The 23,895-nt window shown below is 55.1% G+C and carries 26 protein-coding genes and 1 riboswitch; of the genes, 20 read left to right on the top strand and 6 right to left on the bottom strand.

The window, feature by feature from the left end; translation table 11 throughout:
- Nucleotides 1–6 precede the first annotated feature (6 nt).
- On the top strand, nucleotides 7–615 hold the full coding sequence (locus ACFSOY_RS01735; RefSeq protein WP_386043719.1) for an adaptor protein MecA: 609 nt from the start codon (nucleotides 7–9) through the stop codon (nucleotides 613–615).
- A gap of 52 nt (nucleotides 616–667) precedes the next feature.
- On the opposite strand, the gene ACFSOY_RS01730 is transcribed toward ACFSOY_RS01735, so the two are convergent.
- Together ACFSOY_RS01730 and comA are read right to left on the bottom strand one after the other, a co-directional pair.
- A complete protein-coding gene (locus ACFSOY_RS01730; RefSeq protein WP_386044454.1) occupies nucleotides 668–1,111 on the bottom strand; it encodes a DUF441 domain-containing protein in 444 nt (147 codons plus the stop codon).
- 98 nt (nucleotides 1,112–1,209) lie between these two features.
- Nucleotides 1,210–2,013: a phosphosulfolactate synthase gene (gene comA / locus ACFSOY_RS01725; RefSeq protein WP_386043717.1), complete on the bottom strand. Its 804-nt coding sequence runs from the start codon at nucleotides 2,011–2,013 to the stop codon at nucleotides 1,210–1,212.
- A 182-nt stretch (nucleotides 2,014–2,195) separates the two neighbouring features.
- Between comA and csaA the strand changes: the two genes are divergently transcribed.
- Nucleotides 2,196–2,525, top strand: coding sequence for a chaperone CsaA (gene csaA, locus ACFSOY_RS01720; protein WP_386043715.1), 330 nt, complete (start codon nucleotides 2,196–2,198; stop codon nucleotides 2,523–2,525).
- A gap of 97 nt (nucleotides 2,526–2,622) precedes the next feature.
- Here csaA and ACFSOY_RS01715 read toward each other — a convergent pair whose 3' ends face one another.
- A complete protein-coding gene (locus ACFSOY_RS01715; protein ID WP_386043713.1) occupies nucleotides 2,623–3,906 on the bottom strand; it encodes an MFS transporter in 1,284 nt (427 codons plus the stop codon).
- A gap of 137 nt (nucleotides 3,907–4,043) precedes the next feature.
- Nucleotides 4,044–4,156: riboswitch (SAM riboswitch) on the top strand.
- Nucleotides 4,157–4,229: 73 nt separating this feature from the next.
- Here ACFSOY_RS01715 and ACFSOY_RS01710 point away from each other — a divergent pair.
- From ACFSOY_RS01710 to ACFSOY_RS01695, 4 genes are all read left to right on the top strand, one after another.
- Nucleotides 4,230–5,405, top strand: coding sequence for a trans-sulfuration enzyme family protein (locus ACFSOY_RS01710; protein WP_386043711.1), 1,176 nt, complete (start codon nucleotides 4,230–4,232; stop codon nucleotides 5,403–5,405).
- Nucleotides 5,406–5,423: 18 nt separating this feature from the next.
- A complete protein-coding gene (locus tag ACFSOY_RS01705; RefSeq protein ID WP_386044452.1) occupies nucleotides 5,424–6,563 on the top strand; it encodes a trans-sulfuration enzyme family protein in 1,140 nt (379 codons plus the stop codon).
- A 203-nt stretch (nucleotides 6,564–6,766) separates the two neighbouring features.
- On the top strand, nucleotides 6,767–6,976 hold the full coding sequence (locus ACFSOY_RS01700; protein ID WP_386043709.1) for a hypothetical protein: 210 nt from the start codon (nucleotides 6,767–6,769) through the stop codon (nucleotides 6,974–6,976).
- A 186-nt stretch (nucleotides 6,977–7,162) separates the two neighbouring features.
- A complete protein-coding gene (locus tag ACFSOY_RS01695) occupies nucleotides 7,163–8,434 on the top strand; it encodes a Glu/Leu/Phe/Val family dehydrogenase (RefSeq protein ID WP_386044450.1) in 1,272 nt (423 codons plus the stop codon).
- 59 nt (nucleotides 8,435–8,493) lie between these two features.
- On the opposite strand, the gene ACFSOY_RS01690 is transcribed toward ACFSOY_RS01695, so the two are convergent.
- A complete protein-coding gene (locus ACFSOY_RS01690) occupies nucleotides 8,494–9,471 on the bottom strand; it encodes an asparaginase (RefSeq protein ID WP_386043707.1) in 978 nt (325 codons plus the stop codon).
- Between the two features lie 145 nt (nucleotides 9,472–9,616).
- Here ACFSOY_RS01690 and ACFSOY_RS01685 point away from each other — a divergent pair, with 145 nt between their 5' ends.
- From ACFSOY_RS01685 to ypeB, 3 genes are all read left to right on the top strand, one after another.
- Nucleotides 9,617–10,303, top strand: coding sequence for a PrsW family glutamic-type intramembrane protease (locus ACFSOY_RS01685; protein WP_386043705.1), 687 nt, complete (start codon nucleotides 9,617–9,619; stop codon nucleotides 10,301–10,303).
- Nucleotides 10,304–10,652: 349 nt separating this feature from the next.
- Complete coding sequence (gene sleB, locus ACFSOY_RS01680) at nucleotides 10,653–11,444, top strand: spore cortex-lytic enzyme (RefSeq protein WP_386043703.1); 792 nt, start codon at nucleotides 10,653–10,655, stop codon at nucleotides 11,442–11,444.
- An 18-nt stretch (nucleotides 11,445–11,462) separates the two neighbouring features.
- On the top strand, nucleotides 11,463–12,785 hold the full coding sequence (ypeB, locus tag ACFSOY_RS01675) for a germination protein YpeB (RefSeq protein WP_386043701.1): 1,323 nt from the start codon (nucleotides 11,463–11,465) through the stop codon (nucleotides 12,783–12,785).
- A 64-nt stretch (nucleotides 12,786–12,849) separates the two neighbouring features.
- Here ypeB and ACFSOY_RS01670 read toward each other — a convergent pair whose 3' ends face one another.
- On the bottom strand, nucleotides 12,850–13,536 hold the full coding sequence (locus tag ACFSOY_RS01670) for an N-acetylmuramoyl-L-alanine amidase (protein ID WP_386043699.1): 687 nt from the start codon (nucleotides 13,534–13,536) through the stop codon (nucleotides 12,850–12,852).
- Nucleotides 13,537–13,677: 141 nt separating this feature from the next.
- On the opposite strand from ACFSOY_RS01670, the gene ACFSOY_RS01665 reads away from it, so the two are divergent.
- From ACFSOY_RS01665 to ACFSOY_RS01635, 7 genes are all read left to right on the top strand, one after another.
- Nucleotides 13,678–14,352: a flagellar brake protein gene (locus ACFSOY_RS01665; protein WP_386043697.1), complete on the top strand. Its 675-nt coding sequence runs from the start codon at nucleotides 13,678–13,680 to the stop codon at nucleotides 14,350–14,352.
- Nucleotides 14,353–14,408: 56 nt separating this feature from the next.
- Nucleotides 14,409–14,909 carry a hypothetical protein gene (locus tag ACFSOY_RS01660; protein WP_386043695.1) on the top strand — a complete coding sequence of 167 codons (501 nt, stop codon included), beginning with the start codon at nucleotides 14,409–14,411 and terminating at the stop codon, nucleotides 14,907–14,909.
- 185 nt (nucleotides 14,910–15,094) lie between these two features.
- Nucleotides 15,095–15,775 (top strand): (d)CMP kinase, encoded by a 681-nt coding sequence (gene cmk / locus ACFSOY_RS01655; RefSeq protein WP_386043693.1) that lies wholly within the window; start codon nucleotides 15,095–15,097, stop codon nucleotides 15,773–15,775.
- A 12-nt stretch (nucleotides 15,776–15,787) separates the two neighbouring features.
- Nucleotides 15,788–16,378 carry a lysophospholipid acyltransferase family protein gene (locus ACFSOY_RS01650; protein ID WP_386043691.1) on the top strand — a complete coding sequence of 197 codons (591 nt, stop codon included), beginning with the start codon at nucleotides 15,788–15,790 and terminating at the stop codon, nucleotides 16,376–16,378.
- Between the two features lie 191 nt (nucleotides 16,379–16,569).
- Nucleotides 16,570–17,718, top strand: coding sequence for a 30S ribosomal protein S1 (gene rpsA / locus ACFSOY_RS01645; RefSeq protein ID WP_386043689.1), 1,149 nt, complete (start codon nucleotides 16,570–16,572; stop codon nucleotides 17,716–17,718).
- A 24-nt stretch (nucleotides 17,719–17,742) separates the two neighbouring features.
- Entirely contained in the window at nucleotides 17,743–18,798 is a 1,056-nt protein-coding gene (gene fni / locus ACFSOY_RS01640; RefSeq protein ID WP_386043687.1) for a type 2 isopentenyl-diphosphate Delta-isomerase, read from the top strand.
- A gap of 23 nt (nucleotides 18,799–18,821) precedes the next feature.
- Nucleotides 18,822–19,532 (top strand): DUF1028 domain-containing protein, encoded by a 711-nt coding sequence (locus ACFSOY_RS01635; RefSeq protein WP_386044448.1) that lies wholly within the window; start codon nucleotides 18,822–18,824, stop codon nucleotides 19,530–19,532.
- Between the two features lie 90 nt (nucleotides 19,533–19,622).
- On the opposite strand, the gene ACFSOY_RS01630 is transcribed toward ACFSOY_RS01635, so the two are convergent.
- Nucleotides 19,623–20,297, bottom strand: coding sequence for an HAD family hydrolase (locus ACFSOY_RS01630; RefSeq protein ID WP_386043685.1), 675 nt, complete (start codon nucleotides 20,295–20,297; stop codon nucleotides 19,623–19,625).
- Between the two features lie 164 nt (nucleotides 20,298–20,461).
- On the opposite strand from ACFSOY_RS01630, the gene ACFSOY_RS01625 reads away from it, so the two are divergent.
- The 4 genes from ACFSOY_RS01625 to der all read left to right on the top strand — a co-directional run bounded on the left by ACFSOY_RS01625 (nucleotide 20,462) and on the right by der (nucleotide 23,844).
- Entirely contained in the window at nucleotides 20,462–21,115 is a 654-nt protein-coding gene (locus tag ACFSOY_RS01625) for a YphA family membrane protein (RefSeq protein ID WP_386043683.1), read from the top strand.
- A complete protein-coding gene (locus ACFSOY_RS01620) occupies nucleotides 21,108–21,998 on the top strand; it encodes a YIEGIA family protein (RefSeq protein ID WP_386043681.1) in 891 nt (296 codons plus the stop codon). The genes ACFSOY_RS01625 and ACFSOY_RS01620 overlap by 8 nt, the downstream gene beginning before the upstream one ends.
- Before the next feature lie 21 nt (nucleotides 21,999–22,019).
- On the top strand, nucleotides 22,020–22,208 hold the full coding sequence (locus tag ACFSOY_RS01615) for a capping complex subunit for YIEGIA (RefSeq protein ID WP_386043679.1): 189 nt from the start codon (nucleotides 22,020–22,022) through the stop codon (nucleotides 22,206–22,208).
- A gap of 307 nt (nucleotides 22,209–22,515) precedes the next feature.
- On the top strand, nucleotides 22,516–23,844 hold the full coding sequence (der, locus tag ACFSOY_RS01610) for a ribosome biogenesis GTPase Der (RefSeq protein WP_386043677.1): 1,329 nt from the start codon (nucleotides 22,516–22,518) through the stop codon (nucleotides 23,842–23,844).
- The last annotated feature ends 51 nt before the right edge of the window (nucleotides 23,845–23,895 follow it).

Genomic DNA, 23,895 nt, shown 5'->3' with positions numbered 1-23,895 from the left:
ATGAGAATGCGCGTAGAGAGGCTCGGAGACAACAAAGTGCGAATTATGCTCACTTACGATGACCTCGACCAACGTGGTATTGACCGGGAAGAGATCTGGCAAAACGGCCGAAAGGTTCAAGAGCTGTTTTGGGATATGATGGAGCGAGCGTATCTGGAAGTCGGCTTCGAAGTGGCAGGGCCGATCGCAGTGGAAGCTTTCACCATGCCGACCGAAGGAGTCGTCGTGGTCGTCACGCAGTTGCCGGCGTTGCAACTGGAAGAGCAAGAAACGGTAGAGGAAGAGGACGATGACGCGTTGCCGACAGCAGTCGCTCCCGATCCGTTCGGCGCTTTCACCTTCGTGTTTCAAGATCTGGAGGATGTGATCTCCGCCGCGCATTCGCTGCAAGCACTGCAAGCGGTCGGGGGCACACTGTACCATTACAAGGAGCGTTACCATCTGTACTTCGAGGAAGATGAGGTCGGGGAAGAGATGTACGACATGTTTTGGTCCGTCTTGCATGAATATGGAGAGCTATCGCCTACGACAAAGGCGATGCTCGATGAATATGGGAAACGAGTGATGGATGGTGATGCTGTTCAGACGATCACCAAGCATTTTCCCCTGCACTAAGTACGTGTTAACAAAAGCTCCCCGCCGAACTGGCGGGGAGCTTTATTGGTGGTTAGCGAAAGATGTAGTTGAAGATCTTGAACAATATGGCAGCGATCGCGGCCGCCATCAGCGGACCGACCGGGATTCCTTTAAAAAAGACGATGCCGATGACAGTACCGATGACCAGCCCCATCATCAAGGCGGGGTCCATCTTCAACATATACAGCCCTTGACCGTTCAGATAGGTGGCCAACACCCCACCGATGATCGCACAAACCCCTCCGACCGTCAGGAAGGCGTTGAGCAGGTCTTTTGTCGCCATCTTGCCGTTGACCAGCGGAATCAAGACGGAGATCATCAAAAACAGCAGGCCGAGCTCCAGCCCTCGTCGCTCAAGCGTTGGAAAGAAACGCTGCAAGCTGAGCAGTTTGAGAATGAGCAAAATGCTGGCAGCTGTGGCCAGGATGCTAGCTCTGGCGACGATGCCAATGATGATAAAAACGACGAGGATCATCTCACCGACCACGTTGACCGCCCCTCACGTGCTACGACTTCAATACAGATTATATGGAGGAGGGGGACAAGGTAGACCATGAACTGCAGAACGGTGATTTACAGCGTCATGCGAAGCGTGTCGCTGCGCAACCCGATTCGGAGCGCCTCCAGCGAGATGATGTCACGCGGATTGATGTTGCCAAAATTGACGTTCGGGCCGAACAGTCGGATCAATTCCTCCTGCTGGGACTTCAGCGGCGCTTCCCAGATCAGGTGATCGAGGTGCTGAATTTGGGAGGTCAGCTTGGTGAAATCATCGTGACGAATCGATCCGTCCTCATCGAAAAAGCCAACCGCTTTGCCCGACTCTCTCCCTTCGAGGATCACCTTAAAGGCGCCCGCTTCCAGGTCGGCATCGATCAACTCCAACTGGACGTCGACGGGGAGGTACAGACCGTCCTCTTTTTTGCCCACTTCGGTGATCACCGTCAAACCTTGGCTGTTGGCGTAGCGAATCACTTGCTGCCGCAGCTCGCGAGATAGTGGAATCGTACCATCAGACACTTCGATCGTGCGAAATCCGAGCTCTTGGCATCGCGCCAAGAAAGATTTCCAACAGTTCTGCAGCACAGCAGCTTCAAGAAATGTGCCGCCCGGATAGACTTCGATCTGATGAGCTTGCAACCATCCGATCTTATCGCGAAGGACGTGTACAGGGTACAGTTTTGATGTGCCAAATCCCAGCTTGACATAGTCGATGTAAGAACCGGCTAACTCCACCAGGTCGCGAATCTCACCGAGTCCAAGTCCTGTATCGATCAACATGGTGAGCCCGCTGGACGCGCGCGGCTTGGCGGTGCGGCCAGGTAGCGGATCATGCAAGATATCATCCCATGCCCGGGCGGACGTAGAATGAAGCATACACATTCTGCCTCCTTTCCAACCCCCGATGGTCAGCATCGGAGCGTGGGCTGTTCCATCCTATGAAAAATGCGTTTCGATGGTGAAGGAGGTACAATCCTCGATTTCACAAAGGGTATTCGATGCTTTTATTTGCTTGCGGATTGTCGTATAGTTAGAGAAATCAAAACGGGGGGAAACAGATGGCGACGATCGAAGATTTTTTAAAGTTGGATATCCGTGTAGGCACGGTGATAAAAGCAGAACCATTTCCAGAAGCGCGAAAACCTGCGATCAAGCTGGAGATCGATTTTGGTGAGATCGGGATCAAATGCTCTTCGGCGCAAATTACCAAGCGATACGAACCGGAGCAGCTGATCGGCAGACAGGTGATCGCAGTCGTCAATTTTCCCGCTCGGCGCATTGCCGGTTTCAAATCTGAAGTTTTGGTGATCGGCGGTGTGCCAGAAGAGGGGGATGTGGTGCTCTTGCGGCCAGATGAACCGATTCAAAATGGTACACCGATCGCCTAGCGTGTAGAAACCCTTCAGACATTGCTCTGAAGGGTTTCTGTCTGTGTTTGAGCGGTAGGGATCGCCGAGGATCTCTGTCTGGATGCAACACTTTTGATTACGCCCGCGCTTTCATCCGCGTCAAAAGCTTTCGCTCCTGTTCGATCTTTTCATAGCGCCGCGGATCGGAACCGCCGCCCCCCTGTTCGAGCTTGAGCAGAAAGAAGGCCAGCACGACCGCAAGGGCTGCGAGCCCTGCCATGATCAGAAACATCAGCTTTGGCGTATCCATCAGCGCTCCGAAGATCGGTGGGCCAGCTGCAACTCCTAAAAAGCGCACACTGCCATACAAAGAGGTGACCGCACCGCGCTCCGCCTGTTGGACAGCGGAGGTGATCAGCGTGTTTAAGCAGGGGAGCACAAGACCGGTGCCCACGCCTGTGATCACCAGCAGCCCGAGCGACACGTATGGATTTTTAAAAAAGGCGGCCACAGCGAGCGGTGCTCCGATCAACGTCAACCCGACCAGGATCAAGATCCTCATCAGCTGAATGTTCTTCTTGATCTTCGTTCCGGTCACGTAGGAGACGGTGCACATCGCCAAGAGTGGGATCGCGAGGATCGCACCGCGCAGCAGATCGGCAACCTTGTAGGTTTCTTCGAGGAGCTGGGCGATATAAAAGAGCACACCAAACAGGATGAACAGGGCGAGCGCACCGGCAAAATAGGCGGTGAGCAACCACTTGGCCTGTTTTTGAAAGATCTTTTTTAACGAGCCTACATAGGCGCGAAACGATTGTGATCGACCTTGTTTCTTCGGCTCTTTGACCAAAAAGTAGACAAGAGCTGCCGAGAGGAGACAGATCAGCGGAAAGGCGAAAAACGCCGCATACCAGACGAGCAAAGCGAGCAGAGAGCCGAGGATTGGGGAGACCACCTTGCCGAACCCGTTGGCCGCTTCGATCAGGCCGAGCGACTTCGAACGAGCAGCGCCGCTCCAAATGTCGCCGGCGAGCGCCATCGCGATCGGCGCCGTTCCTGCCGCTCCGATCCCCTGCAGCACGCGCCCGACCATGATCACCGCGTACGGTTTGTCGATCAGCCAAGCTGCGAGGCCGGCGATGATGCCGCCCGCTCCGTAAAGGAGCAACGAGGGGACGATGACGATTTTGCGGGAGAAATGATCGGACAGAAAGCCGGCGAGAGGGATGATCACGCCTGCGGGAACGGAGAACAGGGTGACGACGAGCGAAGCTTGAAATTTGGAAATCCCGATCTCCTGCTGCATCTGTGGCAGGATGGGGATGAGCATCGAGTTGCCTAGCACCATGATCAACGGCACGGTTGCCAGCGCGAAGAGCGGCCAGAAGCGGATCGCATGTTTCGATTGGGTCGCAGTCATGGTGTCACTCCTTGAGAGTCAGATCGAATCAGCATTAGTTTGCTACCGTCTTGACCAGCTATGAGTGACAATATTATGCTTGACAACAGCAGATGCAGGCGGTATGTTTAGATCATTCAAACTAAAAAGAAAAGATTCTCTTATCAAGAGTAGGCGGAGGGACTGGCCCGATGATGCCACGGCAACCGACACGATTTTTGTGCACGGTGCCAATTCCAACAGATTGCGAGAGCGATCTGGCAGATGAGAGAAAGCGCTCTTTGTGGATTCCAAAGACCTTTCTCGACTCGGGAGAGGTCTTTTTACATTCAGGAGGAATTCGCATGCATTTGGATACCTGTTTAGCGCAAATCGGCAACAATAAGCAAGATGTGACCGGGGCGATCTCGACACCGATCTATCATTCGACGACCTATCGTCACCCGCGGCTTGGCGAGAGCACCGGATTTGATTATACGCGTACGAAAAACCCGACCCGTCAGACGCTCGAAGATGCGATCGCCACCCTGGAGTGCGGGGTGAGAGGGTTTGCCTACGGCTCGGGGATGGCGGCGATCGCAGGCGTGCTCGGGCTGTTCGGTCAGGGCGACCATCTGCTCGTCTCCCATGATCTGTACGGGGGGACCTATCGACTGCTGGAACAGATCTTACCGCGTCAAGGCATCACGACGACGTTTGTCAACACAGAAGATCTGACCGAGGTGGCAGCCGCACGGCAGGAAAATACGCGAGCGATCTTCATCGAGACCCCGACCAATCCGACGATGCGGATCACCGATCTGCGCGAGGTGATCGGATGGGCAAAAGGGTACGGGTTGATCACGATCGTGGACAACACGTTTATGACGCCCTATCTGCAGCGCCCGCTCACGCTGGGCGCCGATGTGGTGGTGCACAGTGCGACCAAATATTTGGGCGGGCACAACGATGTGCTGGCAGGTGTTGCGGTCGCGCGCGAAGAGGAGTTGGCGGAGCGAATCTACTTTTTGCAAAACTCGATCGGTGCAACGCTCGGTCCGCAGGACGCGTGGCTGCTGATGAGAGGGATGAAGACGCTCGCGCTGCGCATGGAGCGACATCAGCAAAACGCGCAAGTTCTGGCCGAGTGGCTCGATGGGCATCCTCTGGTGAAAAAAGTCTACTACCCGGGCCTTGCCGCTCATCAGGGGCGGGAGGTGCACATCTCCCAAGCGGAAGGATACGGCGGGATGCTGTCGTTCGAACTGGTATCCGAACGGCTGGTCGAACCGCTGTTGCGACATCTTGATCTGATCGCTTTCGCCGAGTCTTTGGGCGGCGTGGAGTCGCTGATCACCTACCCGGCCAGGCAGACGCATTTCGATGTGCCAGAGGAGATTCGCAACAGCTTAGGTGTGACCGATTCGCTCTTGCGACTGTCGGTCGGCATCGAGCACGATCGCGATCTGATCGAGGACCTCGCACGAGCGTTTGAAGCTTCGGAGCGCGAGATCGCAGAACAGGAAGGGGAGTTGGTCTAATTGAAGGAGAACCAAGAGCTGTCATTTGCGACCCGTCTGTTGCATACGGGCAATGAGATCGATCGAACGACAGGCGCATCAGCTGTGCCGATCTACCAAGCATCGACCTTTCATCAAGAGGATGTCGACCAGGCGCAACCGTATGAGTACGCCCGCTCAGGCAATCCGACGCGCGAGGCGCTGGAGCGGACGATCGCAACGCTCGAAGGGGGAACGCGAGGCTTTGCATTCGCCTCTGGCATGGCGGCGATCTCCACCGCGCTGCTGCTCTTTTCGGCAGGCGATCATCTGATCGCGACCGACGACATCTACGGTGGGACGTTTCGGATCTTGACGACCGTGCTCAACCGGCTGGGGATCGAGACCACCTTTGTCGATGTGACCGACCTGGAGAACATTCGGGCAGCGATCCGACCGAACACGAAAGGATTGCTCTTAGAAACGCCTTCCAACCCACTGCTGCAGATCACCGATCTGGCCGGAGCGGCGAAGCTGGCCAAGGAGCACGGGCTGCTGACGATCGTGGACAACACGTTCCAGACCCCGTATCTACAGCGTCCGCTCGATCATGGCATCGACGTGGTGGTGCACAGCGCAACCAAGTTCCTCGGCGGACATTCGGACGTCGTTGCAGGGCTTGCGGTCACGAAAGATCAAGCGCTGGGACACCGACTGAAGCAGTTGCAAAACTCGTTTGGCGCTGTGCTTGGCCCGCAGGATTGCTTCTTGCTGCAGCGGGGGATCAAAACATTAAAAGTGCGCATGGACGCTTCTTGCGATGGCGCTGAGCTTGTGGCGCGCTGGCTGGCGAACCGAGAAGAGGTGGCGAAAGTGTACTATCCCGGGCTTGCCGCGCACAAAGGGCATGGTGTGCATCTGGAGCAGTCGAGCCGCTCGGGTGCGGTGCTGTCGTTCGATCTGGGAACTGAAGAGCGGGCCAAAAGGCTGATGCGGGCGGTAAAACTTCCGCTCGTGGCAGTCTCGCTCGGCGGGGTGGAGAGCATCCTGTCCTATCCGGCAACGATGTCACACTCGGGGATGCCGAAAGAGGAGCGCCACAAGCGAGGAATCTCAGACGGTCTGCTGCGCCTATCGGTCGGCTTGGAAGATCCGGAAGACATCATCGCCGATCTGGAACAGGCGTTACAAAACGGTTAAACGATCAAAAAAAGCGCCATTTGTCCATATTGTCAAAATGATTTGATCATTCTGTGGAAATTTCAGTTGAATTGAAGTAAACTATCGATGAGGCATCCTGACATCTGCGAAGCGTAGGTTAGGATGCCTTTGCACATCGAGAGCATCCGCGGTGTAAGTTCTGGGCAAACTAATCTGCGAATCCAGCCAAAGGGGGAGAACGGATGAAGCCCTTTCATGCGATCTCGCGCAAAGATGACAGACAGGATGGAATCGCGTTTGACAATCCTGACGATGCTCCAGAACCGATTTTGCCAGAGGCGCGCGGCTATGAAGAGACGATGGTCGTTGTTGACAATCCTGACGATTTTCCGGATGAAGGGGAAAAGGTGGAACCGGAAAGCGGTTCGCCGATTGAAAAACGGAGATCGTAGGCGGAAACGAACTGTTTTTGCTAAAAAACGAACCAAAACACTCTTCTTGACCGAGTACGCGGTAGATTCGAACAGGAAAGGTGTTAGCTCACCTTTCCATGAACAGAGGTAAGGTGTATATTGATTGAAGGTTCACGAATACCTGTAAAAGTTCAAAGGTGGTCGAGTCGATTGGATACCCAGAATTTGCCGTCAAATGCTAATGCAAACGAGCCTGCTGAAAATTTGAACGTGTTGACCAGCACTCAACTTGTCATTCAAGAAGCCCTGAATAAACTGGGCTATGCGCAAGACATGTATGAGTTGCTCAAGGAGCCACTTCGCGTGCTCACCGTTCGGATTCCGGTGCGCATGGATGATGGCAGTGTCAAAGTGTTCACCGGTTACCGCGCACAGCATAATGACGCGGTCGGACCGACGAAGGGTGGCATTCGCTTCCACCCGGAGGTAACCGAAGATGAAGTGAAGGCATTGGCAATTTGGATGAGCTTGAAGTGCGGGATCGCCAACCTGCCGTATGGCGGTGGGAAAGGCGGCATCATCTGCGATCCGCGCGAGATGTCTTTCCGCGAATTGGAGCGTCTCTGCCGCGGCTATGTGCGCGCAATCTCGCAGATCGTTGGCCCGACAAAAGACATTCCGGCTCCAGACGTGTTTACCAACTCGCAGTCGATGGCATGGATGATGGACGAATACTCCCGCATCCGCGAGTTTGACGCGCCGGGCTTCATCACCGGAAAACCGTTGGTGCTAGGCGGTTCTTATGGACGTGATTCTGCAACTGCGCGGGGCGTAGCTATCGCGATTGAAGAAGCGGCCAAAGTGAAGGGGATTCAACTTAAAGGCGCACGGGTTGTCGTTCAAGGCTTCGGCAACGCGGGCGGATATTTAGCAAAATTTATGCATGATGCAGGTGCGAAAGTGGTCGGGATCTCCGATGCTTACGGCGGCTTGCACGATGAAAATGGTCTCGACATCGAATACCTGTTGGATCGTCGCGATTCTTTTGGTACGGTGACCAAACTCTACCAAAACACGATCACCAACCAACAGCTGCTCGAACTCGATTGCGACATTTTGGTTCCGGCTGCAATCGAGAACCAGATCACAGCGCGCAATGCGCACAACATCAAGGCGAGCATCGTCGTCGAGGCGGCCAACGGTCCTACGACGATCGAAGCGACCAAGATCCTGTCCGATCGCGGCGTGCTGCTCGTGCCAGACGTGGTAGCAAACGCAGGCGGTGTTATCGTTTCCTACTTCGAATGGGTGCAAAACAATCAAGGGTACTACTGGTCGGGAGAAGAGGTCGATGCTCGTCTGAAGACGATCATGTCCCGCTCTTTCAACTCCGTATACGAAACGGCCAAGCTGCGCAAGATCGATATGCGATTGGCAGCGTTTATGGTCGGTTGCCGTCGCATGGCAGAAGCATGCCAACTGCGCGGTTGGGTCTAAGCAAAATGAAAAACGTCTGCCAACATGCTTGGCAGACGTTTTTTGTCGCGAAATGAAGATTAGTCTTGGTCAAAATATTTTTTCAAATGGGGAACATCGCCCGTTTCGGCGAGCGCGGTCATCAGCTTGATCCGAGCTTTCTGGCCGTTCAGACCGTTCGAGAAAAGCACGCCGAGATCGCGGAGCTGTTTGCCACCGCCTTCGTAGCCGTACACATCTTGAACGATGCCGTTGTAACAGCGGGAGACGAGCACGATCGGAACTCCTTGTTCGATCGCCATCCGAATGCCTGGCACGACGGTTGGCGGTACGTTGCCGAGGCCGAGCGCTTCGATGACGACGCCGCGAATGCCGCCATCGAGCAGGTACTTCAGCAGGGAGTCATCCATCCCGACCGCCATCTTCAGCAATCCGACCTCGGCGACCAAACGATCGACTGGGATGTGAGCGTGAGGCTTTGGAACATGGCGAATCTGCACGGAGCGCTTGTCGAGAAAGCCGATCGGGCCGACAGCTGGCGATTGAAACGTTGCGACGTTGCTCGTGTGCGTCTTGGTAACAAATCGAGCGGCGTGGATCTCATCGTTAAAAACGACGAGCACTCCTTGGCCGACCGCATCTGCAGAAGCGGCTGTTCGCACCGCGTTCAGCAGGTTGAGCGGGCCGTCAGCGCCTAGCTCATTGGAAGAGCGCATCGCCCCCGTCACGATCACCGGCTTGCCAGGCGGTAAGATCAGATCGAGGTAATAGGCGGTTTCTTCCAGCGTGTCGGTCCCGTGTGTGAGCACGATGCCGTCGATGTTTTCATCCTGAAGTTTTTGCTTGACCTGTCTGCCCAGTTCGACCAGATGGTCGAGCGTCAGGTGCGGGCTCGGCAGGTTGGAGAATGACTCGACCAGCACGTTCGCTTGGGCGTTCAGGTTGGGAATCGCCTTCGTCAGATCGGTCGCGCTCTCCGCAGGTCGAACGCTCTGTGTCAACGGGTCTTCGAACATCGCGATCGTACCGCCAGTCATCATGATCAGAATTGTTTTCATCGTAGAGATCACACCTTTTGTCCGATAATCTTGCGCTCTACGTCATTATCCACCTGTGGGCATGCTCTGTCAAAGCAGGATTTTAAATTGGAGTCAAGAAGTACAAGGGATCATCGCATTAAGGGTACGGGGAGGGAAACGGGAAGTGGAGTTCTTGCTGCTTATCGGCTGTGCGGTCGCACCCGGTATAGCGCTGATGTCGTTTTTTTACCTTCGCGACAGCTGTGACTCCGAGCCTTTAAGCTTGGTCGGGCTGTTGTTCTTCTTGGGGATGTTGTCGACGATTCCGGTAATGTATTTTAGCGACTGGGTGAGCCAGAGCATCGAGTCTCCTTATGCTCGCGCTTTTTTTTCGGTAGCGCTGATCGAGGAGTTCGCCAAGTACATCTTGACGGTGATCTTCGCTTTGCGACTGCGAGAGTTTGACGAGGAGATCGATGGGATCGTCTACGCGGTCGCCGCGTCGCTCGGCTTTGCTACTTTGGAAAATATTATCAAGGCGCTCGTTCTCGGCTGGGAGACGGTGGCGATCCGTGCGTTTTTCACCGTGCCAGGACACGCTTTGTTCGCCGTCACGATGGGCTATTATCTGGGGAAAGCAAAGTTTGCTACGAATAAGCAGAAGCGCACCCTCTTTTTCTCCTTCGCGCTGTTCTATCCGTGGTTGTTCCACGGGACGTACGATGCACTGCTCGTGTCGGATCATCTCTATTTGATCATGCTGATCATTCCGTTCATGATCTTCTTATGGATCTACGGCCTGCGAAAAATTCGCCACGCACAGCAGCGTTCGCCCTTTGAACAGCTCGGGGGGAGCGCACCGGACGTATAAGGGATAGGCCCGCTTGTCAAGACTGTCTCTACGAGCGTTCATCAACTCGTAGGAGGAGGGGACAGTGTGTTGACAAGAGATGAGAGAGTAAAAGTGCACATTCGCTGCCGCCAGTGTGGAGAATCGTTCATCCTGCGGGGGTCGCGTGACTATCGGGGTCAGGTGGATACCGGTTTTAAGCGCTGTCTGTGCGATAACGAAGAGTCATTCGAAATCGAAACACTGGCCTGATCAAACGTCAGAAAGGGAATGCCGAATCGCGGCATTCCCTTTTTTTGGTGCTCATATCGAACCCCTTCCTTTCTCAAACTAGCGATAGGAACAATCACTTTATACTGGAGGGGGTACCATGAGTAGGAAATGGAGATGGCTTGTGGCAGCCTTTGCACTGGTGTTGACGCTGTTCTGTATAAATGGGGTGCCGATCGACTCCATCTCAAAACAGGATGGAACGGTCTTTACCACGCGCAACTTGGTAAAGGGAAGCAAAGGCACCGACGTGCGGGAGCTACAGGGGCGGTTAAAACATCTAGGCTACTACAAAGGGCGCATCGACGGTGACTTCGGCTGGGGTACATACTGGTCGGTCCGCAATTTTCAGTACAAATTTGGCATGAAAGTGGACGGTGTGGCCGGTTCGAAAACGCGGACAAAACTGACGCGAGCCACTCGTGGGTACAACCCGTGGGCAGCAGGCGGGGGAGGCGGAGGCAAATCGGGGAGCAAAAGCGCGTCAAAAGCGCCAGCAGCCGCAACAAAGAGCGCCTCGTATGGCGGGAAGAACCTGTCGGCGAACGACTTGAAGCTGTTGGCAAACGCGGTGTATGGCGAATCGCGCGGTGAACCGTATGTCGGTCAGGTAGCGGTCGCAGCGGTCATCCTCAACCGCTTGGACAATCCGAACTTCCCCAACTCGGTGCCGGGCATCATCTTTCAACCTGGCGCGTTTACAGCGGTGGCAGATGGGCAGATCTGGATGACTCCGAACGAAAGCGCGAAAAAAGCGGTGCAAGATGCATTGAAAGGTTGGGATCCATCATCATCGGCGATCTACTACTTCAATCCGGTGACCGCAACCTCGAAGTGGATCTGGTCGCGCCCGCAGATCAAACGGATTGGCAAACATATCTTTTGCAGATAGAAAGGAGGGAGCAAGCGTATGTTTAGCCGAATCACCTCTGTCGTGCTCCTCGTCGCCCTTGTGGTCGCAGGTTTTTGGGGGTATCGCGAACATAAGGAAAAACAGGCGTTGCTGCTCAAGACGGAAAACCAATACCAGCGAGCTTTTCACGATCTGAGCGATCGGATGAACCTGCTCCAAGACCAGCTGGGCAAGTCGCTGGCGATCAATACGAAGAAACAGCTCACCCCATCGCTGACCGAAGTGTGGAAGCTGGCTGCAGAAGCGCGCAGCGATGTCGGGCAACTGCCTTTGTCGCTGATGCCCTTCAACAACACGATGGAGTTTATCAACGATGTCGGCAATTTCTCCTATCGGACAGCTGTTGAGCGCGATGGCAAACAAGGCCTGAACGATCAAGAATTTAAAACGCTCACCGAGCTGTACAAGCGATCGAAAAAGCTGGAAAATCAGCTGGCCGATGTGCAATCGAATGTCATCAAATACAACCTGCGCTGGATGGATGCAGAACTAGCGCTCACGCAGACGAAAAAACAGACGGACAACCAGATTGTCGACGGCTTTCATGCGATGGAAAAGTCGGTCAAAAACTCTGCGCCGCTCAACTTCGGACCGAGCATGAAATCGATGAAAAACAGAAACAGCGTGAACGTGCAAAATCTGACCGGTCCACAAGTTTCCGAACAGGAGGCTGCAAAGATCGCCGCCAAGTGGCTGGGGAAAAGTTCGACAGATGGCATTCATGCCAAACAAAACGGAAAGGGCGCTCCCTACCCGTCGTACACCGTTACGGCAGACCAAGGGAATCGCAAAGGAGCGATCTTGACCGTCACGGTGAAAGGCGGTCGCGTCACCAACCTGCTCAACGATCGCACGGTGAACGATGAGAAGATCGACCTGAGTCAAGGGGCGCAAAAAGCGATCGACTACCTCAAAGCGCAAAACATCGGCAACGATCTTGAGGTGGTCAATATCGACACGCACGATAAGATCGGGGTCTATGACATCGTGCCCAGGCAGGATGGCATTCGCCTCTACCCGGATAAGCTCACCGTGCAAGTCGCGCTGGACAACGGGGAGATTCTTGGGGTCAACTCTCGTGAGTACATGTTTAACCACCGCCCGCGCACGCTGGCGAAAGCGGCGATCTCCGCGCAGCAAGGGCGCACATTCGTCTCGCCGCGCGTCAATTTGCAAGAGACGCACCTTGTCGTCGCGCACAATGCGCAAAATGAAGAGGTTCTCGCCTACGAATATGTGGGCACGATGGACCGAGACACCTACAAAGTCTATGTCTCGGCGCTCAACGGCGACGAGGTCGGTGTAGAAAAACTGAATTAAGCAGAGACAAAGGAAAAATGGAGCTAAATCTTCCATGTTTGTGATCGGGACTTTAGATTCAGCTCTATCGGGACTTTAGATACTCCTCAACGCCCAATGCGATCGCTTGGGCGAGTTTTTTTTGGTACAAAGGACTGGTCAGATGGGCACGATCCCCTGTAATATTTAGATATCCGCACTCGATGATCAGCGAGGGGATCGGCAGATTCTCCAGCAGGTAGTAGCTCGCTGGTTTCGCATCTCTTCTGCTCATCTCAGGCAGTTGGTGCAGTTTCGATTGCACCGATTCGGCGAGGAGCTTCGCCTCTGGCAGCTGTTCGGAGTAGAATACTTCCGCACCGCCGCGAGTAGCTTGGGAAGAGGCGTTCACATGGAGCGAGAGAAACATTGTCGCACCTTGTTCGAAAGCGAGATCCATGCGACGATTGAGATCGGATCGCTTCGCCGTTTTTCCGCTCGACCCGCGCGTTGCGTAATCGGTGTCCGTCTCTCGCGTCATCACCGCTGCGATTTGCAGCTCGGCAAGCGCAGTTTTTAACTCTTTGCCGATCGCGAGCGTAAGATCTGCCTCTTTCAGATCGGCAGAGCGGACGCCCGGATCATAGCCGCCGTGCCCAGGATCGATCATCACGAACGCCGGGTGTTTGGCAGGCACGGTGATCGCCTCCGCTGCGGGATCAGGCGAGCGATTTTGAAAAGCTAACAGAAAGATCAGGGTGAACAGGAGTGCATAGGGTGCAAGACGCTTCATGTTCAATTCCTCTTTGTCCATTTTTCTACAGTTGTATTCATCGCAGTAAGCATTCATTCTGGTTCTGTTCACAGTCTTTTGACCTCGTCTTGACCAATCGTTCGGGAGACGGGAGATCTTAACTTTTGGAGAGTGAGAGATTTGGCATACCCAGTTATCGGGCAGACCATCAGCTTGTCGATCGCAGAGGGCTATTTTATGGGTCGCTATCAGGCGCGTGTTCAGGATATGGAAAGAGAGCACATCTTTATCGACATGCCGCTCAAACCGGGCGCAAAGATTCCGACGATCCTGCCGAGCGGACAGGTTGTGCTCGTGCAATATCGGGCGATCGACGGTGCGCAGTGCACGTTTCAAACCCAGGTGACAGGGCGCGATATCAGGCAGATTCCGCTGCTCAGTCTGCAGAAGCCAGACTATTCGCAAGTTCACCGTCATCAGCGACGGGAGTTTTTGCGCGTGCCGATCTCCGCAACGTTCCATCTCGTCTTTGTGAACAGTGAGAACAAAGAGATCGTCCATGCTGACGGTATCGGTCACGACATCTCTGGCGGCGGCGTGACCTTTCGCGTGCACAAAGACCTGCCGATCCACCGCGATGACATCATCGGCTTTCGCTTCTTGTTGCCGCTGGAAGGGAAATCGCAAGAGGTCGTCGGGAAAGCTCGCGTGATTCGCGTCGCACCGGTCGATCACTATGATCGCAAGCTGATCTCGCTCAAATTTTACGAGCTTCAAGAGCCGGATCGTCAGGCGATCATCCAATATTCGTTTAAGCGGCAGATCGAGATGCGCGAAAAAGGCGTTTTCCGCTAGAAGTATGAAAGCCCCCAGACTTGCATAGGATGGAACGTATCTGGGGGTGGTACAAGTTGGAACAAAAGCGCCAGCAATCGTATGAAGAGCGCTTTTTGAACGCATATGAAAGGTTGGAGAAGCCGCTGTTTCGAGTGATCCTGCTCGGCTTTGTGCTGATCCTGATCGCACAGCTGGTGCTCTCCACACCGCAGGGGCGTCAATTTTTGTCGGCGACCGATCGGATGGAGGGGCAGCGCGCGACGGGCGTATTGCCCGCCGCTGCCGAGTCGGCCGCAGCTCAGCTCACGATTCGCTCCGTCGATGCAACAGCTTCGCTCAGCAAAGTTTGGGTGAAGGTGAACGGCGTACCGACCAGCCCGTTTCAAGATGGAATGGCGACCGTCTCCATCAAGCAAGGGGATGTTGTCACGGTGGATACAACGCTTTTGCCAGGCGTGTTCCGCTTTGAGGTCGATCATGATGACCCCGCGATCTCCTATCCGATTCCCGGCATGTTGGTCGAGGCGATGGAGGGACAGCTGGCAGAGGTCGGCCCGATTCACTTCATGAAATAATTGCGCCCGTCGCAGCGAATATGATACTATCAGTGAAGAAGAGATTGACAATTGAAAAGTCGCGTCACATCGTCCTGACACGAGGATGTTTGAAGTGAATACACTGTCATAAGAAGCGGGCGATGCCTGCTTTTTGTGTTCTGTCCCACTTCATGTGTAGTTGCGAATCAGGAGGCAAGTTATTGATGAAGACATTGCGCGTTGCTCTTGATGGACCTGCCGGCGCAGGAAAAAGCACCGTAGCGAAGCTGGTGGCCAAGTCTCTCGGCCTGACCTATGTGGATACGGGGGCGATGTATCGCGCCATCACTTGGAAAGCGTTGCAAGAGCAGATCAACCCTGCCGACGAAGCCGCCTTGACTGCGATTTCGAGCCGCGTTCAGATCGACTTTAAGCTTACCTCAGAGGGACAAGATGTCTTTCTCGACGGGGTGGACATTACGGAGGAGATTCGCGCGCGGGATGTCACGGCGAACGTCTCTGCTGTCTCTGCCGTCCCTGGCGTGCGCGCCTCGCTGGTGAAGTTGCAGCAGGAGATCGCCAACAAGATGGGCGTCGTGATGGACGGACGTGACATCGGCACCGTCGTGTTGCCAGATGCTGATGTGAAGATTTGGCTCACCGCATCGGTTGAAGAGCGTGCGCGGCGTCGCTATGAGGAGATGACAGCGAAAGGTCATCAGCTCGATTTTGAACAGCTCAAGCGCGATATCGAGCGTCGAGACGAGTTGGACAGCGGCCGCGAGCATTCGCCGATGAAGCGTGCGGACGATGCGGTGATCGTCGACACTTCCGGTCTCGGGATTGAAGCGGTCGTCGAAAAAATCTTACATATCTGTCGCTCCGCTGAAGCACAGAATTTCTAGGGGGCGTATACTATGGTGTTGTATCGCTTCTTCCGAGCGCTGTTTCGCGGATTTTTTAAGATCTTTTATAGATGGCAGGTGATCGGCAGGGAGAACATTCCGCAGGAAGGCGGGTTGCTCGTCTGTGCCAATCATATCTCCAACCTCGACCCGCCGTTGGTCGGTTCCGCGATGGAGCGACCGCTCAGCTTCATGGCGAAAGACTCTCTGTTTAAGATCCCGGTGTTCGGTGCGGGGATTCGCAGCGTCGGTGCCTTTCCGGTGCGGCGAGGTGCGGGCGACCGTGGCGCGATTCGCGCTTCCCTTGAGCTCTTGAGCGCAGGAAAAGCGCTGTGCCTCTTTCCAGAAGGCACGAGGTCGAAGACGGGCGAGGTCAACAAAGGGCAAGGAGGAGCGGCGATGCTCGCTCTGCGAGCGAACGCGGAGGTCGTTCCGGCGGCGATCATCGGTCCGTACCGACCGTTTCGCCCGGTGAAGATCGTCTACGGTCAGCCGGTCGATCTTTCCGCCTATCGCGGGAAAAAGACGAACAGCGAGATGATCGAGAAGGCGACGGAGGACATCATGAATGCGATCCGTCAGCTGCTTGCTGAGCACAGCTGATCTCGTATGGAATGCGGCTTCCAGTATCATACTAGGTGATGTTACCAAACGTTCTCATCACGTTTATTCTGAGCTGTTCTTTTACCGGAGAGGTATCGGTAGCTATGGGAGTCGCAAGAGTCTCATAACGCCATCCCTATAAATCAACGATTCGAAGCGTTTTTGGCGCTAGGAAAATAGGAGGTAAATCTATGGTAGAGGACATGAAAGAGATGGATCTCGTCACAATTCAAAAAGGTGACGTGGTGAAAGGGCGCATCAGCAAGATCGAAGAGGGGCAAGCGCTCGTAGATGTGGGCTTTAAATATGATGGCGTGATTCCGATCGGCGAGCTTGCGCCCGTTCGTGTGGAGAACGTCACCGATGTTTTGCAGGTAGGGGACGAAGTTGAAGCCAAAGTGCTGCGGATCAACGACGAGGAAGGCAAGATCATCCTGTCGAAAAAAGCGGCAGACGCGATCAGCGCTTGGGATGAGCTGGAGCGCAAGTTCAACGGCGGCGAAGTGTTCGAAGTGAAAGTTCTCGATGTTGTAAAAGGCGGTCTGGTCGTCAACGTCGGCGTGCGCGGATTCATCCCCGCTTCGCTGGTCGAGCGCCATTTTGTGGAGGATTTCTCCGACTACAAAGGTCGCACCCTGCGCGTGAAGATCGTCGAGTTCGACCGCGAGGAGAACAAGGTGATCCTGTCCCAAAAAGCGGTGCTCGATCAAGAGTTCGAGAAGCAGAAGGAAACTCGCATCGGCGAGATTCAGCCCGGTCAGACGCTCAGCGGGACCGTTCAGCGCATCACCTCGTTCGGGGCGTTCGTCGACTTGGGCGGTGTCGATGGTCTGGTGCACATCTCGGAAATGGCGCATCACCGCGTAGACACGCCGGCAGATGTTGTCAAAGAGGGCGATGCGGTTCGGGTGAAAGTGCTGAAGGTTGACCCTGCTGCGGGCCGCATCTCGCTGTCGATCAAAGCGGCGACTCCGGGGCCGTGGAGCGACGTGGAAAACAAGTTCCACGCGGGCGACATCGCGACCGGAACGGTCAAACGCCTGGTGTCTTTCGGCGCATTTGTGGAGCTGTTGCCTGGGGTCGAAGGTCTGGTGCACATCTCGCAGATCGCCAACCGCCATGTGGCGACCGCAGATGAAGTGCTGGAAGTCGGTCAAGAGGTAAAGGTGAAAGTTCTTGAGGTGAGCGAAGCGGATCAGCGCATCTCGTTGTCCATCCGCGAAGTGGAGGGCGACCGAAACCGCCGCGAGATCGATTCGTACATCAACCAAGACAGCGGGAACGATCAGGGTGGTCTCGGAACGCTGGGCGATGTGTTCGGCGATCTGTTCAAAAAATAAAATGATGGTGAGCGGGGGAAGCATGTGTCGACTGAACAGCGCAAGTTAGATCATGTGCGGTACGCTTTGGAACTGCCGGTCACGATGAGCAATGGCTTTTCCGATCTTAGCTTCGTGCATCGTGCTCTGCCTGAGCGCGACCTTGCTGATGCCTCCCTCGCGACTTCGATCGGCGGACTGACTCTCAGTTCGCCGATTTTGCTTAATGCGATGACTGGAGGAGCGGGGCCGACCGAGGCGATCAATCGAAAACTTGCCGAGTTGGCAAATGAGACGGGCATCGCGATGGCGGTCGGTTCACAGCGTGCCGCCTTGAACGACGAATCTCTGCGCAGTACATACCGGATCGTGCGCGATGTCAACCCAGACGGGGTGATCATCGGCAACTTGGGAGCGGGGGCGACGGTGGAAGATGCTCAGCGAGCGGTGGAGATGATCGATGCCGACCTGCTGCACCTGCACCTGAACGTTGCTCAAGAATTGACGATGCCCGAGGGAGACCGTTCGTTTGCAGGACTGTTGGAGCGAATTCAGCAGGTGATCGAAGGCGTGTCCGTCCCGGTGATCATCAAAGAGGTGGGCAACGGGATGAGCATCGAAACGTATCGGATGCTCGCGAGTATCGGTGCGAGGTGTGTCGATGTGGCGGGGCGCGGTGGCACCAATTTTGTGGCGATCGAAAACAGGCGGCGCAGCGGCATGCAGTTTCAACAGCTAGAAGGCTGGGGGCAGACGACAGCAGTCTCGCTGTTGGAAGCGCAGACATATCTGGATCGGTTCGAGTTGATCGGTTCGGGCGGTGTGCAACATGCGCTCGACGTCGCCAAATGTCTTGCTTTGGGAGCCAGAGCGGTCGGACTTGCTGGCGCCATCTTGCGTCCGCTGATGGAAGCTGGCGTCGAACATGCCATCCAGCAGGTCGAGCACATGCACAGCGAACTCCGGACGATCCTGACCCTGCAAGGGTGTGAGCGAATTGCAGACCTGTCAGCGCGACCTTTGATCGTCCGCGGCGAGACGGCAGAATGGTGCAGGTTGCGCGGAATCCCGCTTGAGCCATTCGCCAGGCGCGGACTGTAAGCGGAGGGGAGGAAGTGGAGCTGATGAAGGAGATCGAATTGAACACGTTTTCGATCGTCGCCCGCGACCCGGAGACGGGGCGGTTTGGCATCGCTGTGACCACCAAAGCGCTAGCGGTTGGATCGCTCTGCCCGTTTGCAAAGGCAGGTGTTGGCGCAGTGGCGACACAGGCGCGCGTCAATCCGGCGCTTGGCCCCAAAGGGCTGATGCTTTTGGAGCACGGGCTGTCGGCGGAGGAAGTGTTGCATGAACTGAAGAGATCGGATGCTGGCAAGGAGCTGCGTCAGATCGGCATCGTCGATCGCTACGGTCATGCGGCAGCGTGGACAGGGGCGGACGTGCAAGAGGGAAAGGGACACATCACGGGCGACAATTTTTCGGTGCAGGGGAACCTGCTGACCGGCATCGAGGTCGTCCAAGCGACAGCAGCAGCCTTTCGCGGTTCGAACGCACCGTTTGAGGAGCGCTTGCTCCAAGCGCTGGATGCTGGGCAGCAGGCAGGAGGGGACAAGCGTGGGAAGCAGTCTGCTGCCCTGCTCGTCGTCGATGTTGAAGATTTCCCCTATATCGATCTGCGTGTCGACGATCATCCTGAACCGCTCAAAGAGCTGAGGCGCCTGTTCAACCTGCACAGCAACGGTCTGATGAAAGACTATCACGAATGGGTGAGAACGACTCGACAAGGAATCGTTCCCGATTCGGGCAAGCAGGACGGCCAAGAGGATACAAAGTGAGGTAGTTTGAAAGAAGAGAGCGTCGTACCGCGTTGGTACGGCACTCTTTTTTTTCAGTTCCTGTTCAACCGAAATGCGTCGCTCCTGCAGTTACCAAGAAGGTTGGTCGAGCATCGAAAGCAGATCTGCGAGTTTGTCGATCTCCACATCTGCTCGGGCAAGCTCTGCTGGCCAATCGAGACCATTTTGAAACCAGGCTGTCTTCATGCCGACCTGCCGCGCTCCTTGGATGTCATTGTATGGATGGTCGCCAACAAACAGGCACTCCTCTTCGGAGAGGGCGAGTCGTTGTGCCCCACGCTGAAAAAGCATCGGATCTGGTTTGCGCACCTGTTCTTGTTCAGAGATCAGAATGTGATCGACGAGCGAATGCATACCCATCGTGCGCATGTTGGCCATCTGGAATGCTGTCTCGCCATTGGTGATGATCCCGATCTGATAACCCCTTTTTCTCAGCTCGATAAGAACAGCGTGCCAACAGGCATTCCCCTCCACATGATCGGAAAACGAAGTTCGATAGTCGGCGAGCAATTGCTCAGTGGTCAGACCATTAATCTTCCACTCTGTGAGAAGCGTGGAGTAAACCTGCGATTTATGTACATATCCTCGCTGATCCAACTCACAAAATCGTTGTTCAAAAGTCTCTGGTGCAACGTGCTGGAATGCAGCCTGAAACCGAGCGTACTGCCCATGCAAAAAGCGGTTGAGCGAGCGGGTTCGATCCAAAAGCGTTTCATCTAGGTCAAAAAGAACTCCGCGTATCATTTTGTCATGATCACCTCCTTTCCATCCTAGCATAGATGAAGGTTTCCGATCGATTCATCTCCGCTCTTCCACACAGACCGGATCGGCGCGTATACCCCCGTAAAAGGCTGGAAAAACTGACATCATACTGGTGAGTCGCCTTTTATCTGAAAGGAGGGGTACGTGTGAACCCTGGCGTTGTTTCCAACATCATCATGATCGTGTTCGTGATCCTCCTGTCGACCGGATGGGGAGAGAAGACGTTGCGAGATGGACGACTGTCTCATGTGCTGGCAGCCTGCGGGCTGATCGTGTACCTGGCCGCTTCAGAAGTGACGTTTACAGGGCCATTTGACGTGCGCTGGAACCTTGGCTGCACGCTGATGACGATCGTGCTGACAGGTTGGACGCTTTCTGTGTTCGACTCGTGGTCGCACCGATTGCAGTATGTGCTCGGGGTGTTGACCGTCTCTTGCGCTCTGCTCGTGTTGATGACGCTGGTGCCGCTCGATCCTGCCTTTTTTGTCTTGAATGGGGATCTGCTCTATCCGCTGATGGCGCTGGTGATCTCCGTCGTGAGCGTGAAGCGGCCTTTTGTGGCCTTTTCGATCGCCTGGGTAGGGCTGATGATCGCGGCAAGCATCGATCCGCTGTTACACCGCACGTTCGATCTGGGGGTCACCATCTTTGGCAGCGGGGAAACTCGTGATTTGCTCGCCGTCGCCGGTGCGGGGGTGTTGGTCGCACACGGGCTATACCATGCGACCGTCAGCTATTTGCAGAACATCGTCAAAGGGTTGCGAGAACGCCGTTCGAAGGGAGGCCCGGAGCATGCATAAGTTTACGATGATCATCCTGATCGGAGCGCTCTGCGGAATCGCCTGCCGACTTTACTTGCTGCGGACCGACTACAGGCAGTATCCGACCTATCCGCACGGCGTCGTGATTCACATCGCGCTCGGCGTGATCGCATCTGGGCTGGGCGCGATGTTGGTCGCCACGCTTTTGAAAAAAGATTATACGGCGGTCACCTTTCTCGCCTTGGCTGCTCAGCAGTTTCGCGATGTGCGAAACATGGAGCGTCAAATGCTGACCAACGTCGATGCGTTGGAACTGGTTCCGCGGGGAGCGACCTACATCGAAGGGATCGCGATGGCGTTCGAAGGGCGCAACTACCTTGTCATCGGCACCGCATTTTTTGCGGCGCTTGCCACCCATCTCTTCTCGTTCGTCGGCGGGGTGGTGGTCGGCCTGATCTGCATCTGGCTGTCCCACTGGCTGATGGCGGGCAAAACGCTGGAGACGATGGTGAACATCCGCGAGGGCAGCGTGCATTTTCAAGGGCCAAACCTGTTTGTCGACAATGTGCTGATCTACAATACAGGGCTGAAAGATTCGCAGGAGCGCATCTTGAAAAACGGGCTGGGCTTTATCTTGGAGCCGAAAAATGCGAACGGGACGGTCTCGCTCGGAAACCTCGGCCAGCGGCAAGCGATCTTACACGACGTCTCCACCATCCTCGGCGTCTATCGCGACTCTGGCGAACCGTCGCTGGTGCCGCTGTCCAAGCGCGATCTCAACACAGGTCGGCTCGCCTTGTTTCTGCTGCCGATGGACAAAGATCCCGAAAAGGCGCAACAGATCATCAAGCGGGTGCCGGTGCTGGAGAACTCCTACCGCAAACCGCTCAAGGCGGAAGTTCGACCGGATCGACAGCTTTAAGCAGAGAGGGGCAAAGCTCAGATGTCGATGCTAAACAATTTTATCCTCGCCGTCTGCACCACCGAAAAGGATTGTGTCAGCGGCTCTGGACCGATCTTTTTCTGCCACACGGAAGAGGAGTTGCAAAAAACGTCGCTCTATCTGGAGAAGATTCTCGACGCGATGGCACACGAGGTCCGTCCTGGCACGATGATCTTGGTGAAGCACTGAATGGCGAATGGCGGCGATACAGCGGTACGCCGTTTTTTTAACGCCAGCTGCGCGGGCGAGACGAGGAAGCATCCGTTAGTCCCTCGCGTGTGCCCACGCGCTCATCGCTTTGGTCGCTCCGGTTGAAAGCGACCTATTTTTACAGGTGAGTGGGGTTCTTCGATCCTGTCAGCTTCCTGTAGAAGGTGACACATAAAGCGGGAAAGCGCATGGATACGCTGGCTAGATACGGTTGACTTTCCAATCTTTTTTATAGATAATATACAACTGGCAAATACCAAGTAACAGAGAAAGGCAGGGATCTTCCATGCCAACACCAGTAGTTGCGATTGTAGGTCGCCCAAACGTGGGAAAATCGACCCTTTTTAACCGATTGGCTGGGGAGCGAATCTCCATCGTCGAGGATAAACCGGGTATTACCCGTGACCGGATCTATGCAAGTTCGGAATGGTTAGAGCATAAGTTTCGTATGATTGATACAGGTGGGATCGAAGTCGGCGAGGAGGACGAGATCGTTTTTCGCATCCGCGAACAGGCGGAGCTGGCAATGAACGAAGCGGATGTCATCATCTTTCTTGTCGATGGACAAGACGGGGTGACGAACGCCGATAAAGAGGTTGCGCAGATTTTGTACCGCACGAAAAAGCCGATCGTGCTCGCTGTCAATAAATTGGACAACCCGAAGATGCTGCAGACGGTCTACGATTTTTATGAGCTCGGCTTTGGCGAGCCGTTTGGCATCTCCACGACACATGGAGTGGGGCTGGGCGATCTGCTCGATGAGGTCGCGAAGAGCTTCCCCGAAGAGTATGACACCGCCTATGCGGAAGATGTGATCAAAGTGTCGATGATCGGTCGACCGAACGTCGGCAAATCTTCGCTCGTCAACGCCTTGCTGGGCGAGGAGCGCGTCATGGTCTCCGCTGTGGCGGGCACCACTCGCGATGCGGTCGACACCGAGTTCGTCCATGAAGGACAGGAGTATGTGCTGATCGATACGGCAGGGATGAGAAAGCGCGGCAAAGTGTATGAGACCACCGAGAAATACTCGGTGATGCGGGCGATGTCTGCCATCGAGCGAAGCGATGTCTGCTGCCTGGTCATCAACGCCGAGGAAGGGATCATCGAGCAGGATAAGAAGATCGTCGGCTACGCGCTGGAGGCGGGACGCGCGATCATCATCCTGGTCAACAAGTGGGACACGCTGGAGAAGAACGACAAGACGGCGATCGAATTTGAAAAACAGATTCGCAAAGAGTTTCCCTTCATGCCGTGGGCACCTGTGCTGTTCGTTTCGGCGGAGACCAAGCAGCGTGTAAATAAAATCTTGAGCTTGGTAAAAACAGCTTCTGAAAACCATTCGATGCGCATCTCGACCTCGACGGTCAACTCGATCATCGAAGATGCGGTGACGATGGTGCCCCCGCCGACCGACAAGGGTAAAAAGTGCCGCGTCTACTACACGACACAGGTGGCCGTTCGCCCGCCATCCTTCGCTGTGTTTGTCAACAATCCGGAAATTATGCATTTTTCGTACGAGCGTTATTTGGAGAACAAACTGCGCGATGCGTTCGGCTTTGAAGGAACGCCGATCAAGCTGTTTGTGCGCAAGCGGAAACAGGACGAGAAAGAGTAATCGGGTGACGCATCGACGACTCGTGCGGATCGCACAGCAGTTGCGTCAGGT

Source organism: Tumebacillus lipolyticus (assembly GCF_042682745.1).
Taxonomy (GTDB): Bacteria; Bacillota; Bacilli; order Tumebacillales; family Tumebacillaceae; genus Tumebacillus_A; species Tumebacillus_A lipolyticus.
Note: the sequence above shows the minus strand (reverse complement) of the source record. Positions and strands in the feature narration are given on the sequence as shown.

What these genes read in the sequence shown, in the direction of transcription:
- ACFSOY_RS01735 (WP_386043719.1), top strand. Translation starts at nt 7, where the DNA reads ATGCGCGTAGAGAGGCTCGGAGACAACAAAGTGCGAATTATGCTCACT.
- ACFSOY_RS01730 (WP_386044454.1), bottom strand. Translation starts at nt 1,111, where the DNA reads ATGATCCTCGTCGTTTTTATCATCATTGGCATCGTCGCCAGAGCTAGC.
- comA (WP_386043717.1), bottom strand. Translation starts at nt 2,013, where the DNA reads ATGCTTCATTCTACGTCCGCCCGGGCATGGGATGATATCTTGCATGAT.
- csaA (WP_386043715.1), top strand. Translation starts at nt 2,196, where the DNA reads ATGGCGACGATCGAAGATTTTTTAAAGTTGGATATCCGTGTAGGCACG.
- ACFSOY_RS01715 (WP_386043713.1), bottom strand. Translation starts at nt 3,906, where the DNA reads ATGACTGCGACCCAATCGAAACATGCGATCCGCTTCTGGCCGCTCTTC.
- ACFSOY_RS01710 (WP_386043711.1), top strand. Translation starts at nt 4,230, where the DNA reads ATGCATTTGGATACCTGTTTAGCGCAAATCGGCAACAATAAGCAAGAT.
- ACFSOY_RS01700 (WP_386043709.1), top strand. Translation starts at nt 6,767, where the DNA reads ATGAAGCCCTTTCATGCGATCTCGCGCAAAGATGACAGACAGGATGGA.
- ACFSOY_RS01690 (WP_386043707.1), bottom strand. Translation starts at nt 9,471, where the DNA reads ATGAAAACAATTCTGATCATGATGACTGGCGGTACGATCGCGATGTTC.
- sleB (WP_386043703.1), top strand. Translation starts at nt 10,653, where the DNA reads ATGAGTAGGAAATGGAGATGGCTTGTGGCAGCCTTTGCACTGGTGTTG.
- ypeB (WP_386043701.1), top strand. Translation starts at nt 11,463, where the DNA reads ATGTTTAGCCGAATCACCTCTGTCGTGCTCCTCGTCGCCCTTGTGGTC.
- ACFSOY_RS01670 (WP_386043699.1), bottom strand. Translation starts at nt 13,536, where the DNA reads ATGAAGCGTCTTGCACCCTATGCACTCCTGTTCACCCTGATCTTTCTG.
- cmk (WP_386043693.1), top strand. Translation starts at nt 15,095, where the DNA reads ATGAAGACATTGCGCGTTGCTCTTGATGGACCTGCCGGCGCAGGAAAA.
- ACFSOY_RS01650 (WP_386043691.1), top strand. Translation starts at nt 15,788, where the DNA reads ATGGTGTTGTATCGCTTCTTCCGAGCGCTGTTTCGCGGATTTTTTAAG.
- rpsA (WP_386043689.1), top strand. Translation starts at nt 16,570, where the DNA reads ATGGTAGAGGACATGAAAGAGATGGATCTCGTCACAATTCAAAAAGGT.
- ACFSOY_RS01635 (WP_386044448.1), top strand. Translation starts at nt 18,822, where the DNA reads ATGAAGGAGATCGAATTGAACACGTTTTCGATCGTCGCCCGCGACCCG.
- ACFSOY_RS01630 (WP_386043685.1), bottom strand. Translation starts at nt 20,297, where the DNA reads ATGATACGCGGAGTTCTTTTTGACCTAGATGAAACGCTTTTGGATCGA.
- ACFSOY_RS01620 (WP_386043681.1), top strand. Translation starts at nt 21,108, where the DNA reads ATGCATAAGTTTACGATGATCATCCTGATCGGAGCGCTCTGCGGAATC.
- ACFSOY_RS01615 (WP_386043679.1), top strand. Translation starts at nt 22,020, where the DNA reads ATGTCGATGCTAAACAATTTTATCCTCGCCGTCTGCACCACCGAAAAG.
- der (WP_386043677.1), top strand. Translation starts at nt 22,516, where the DNA reads ATGCCAACACCAGTAGTTGCGATTGTAGGTCGCCCAAACGTGGGAAAA.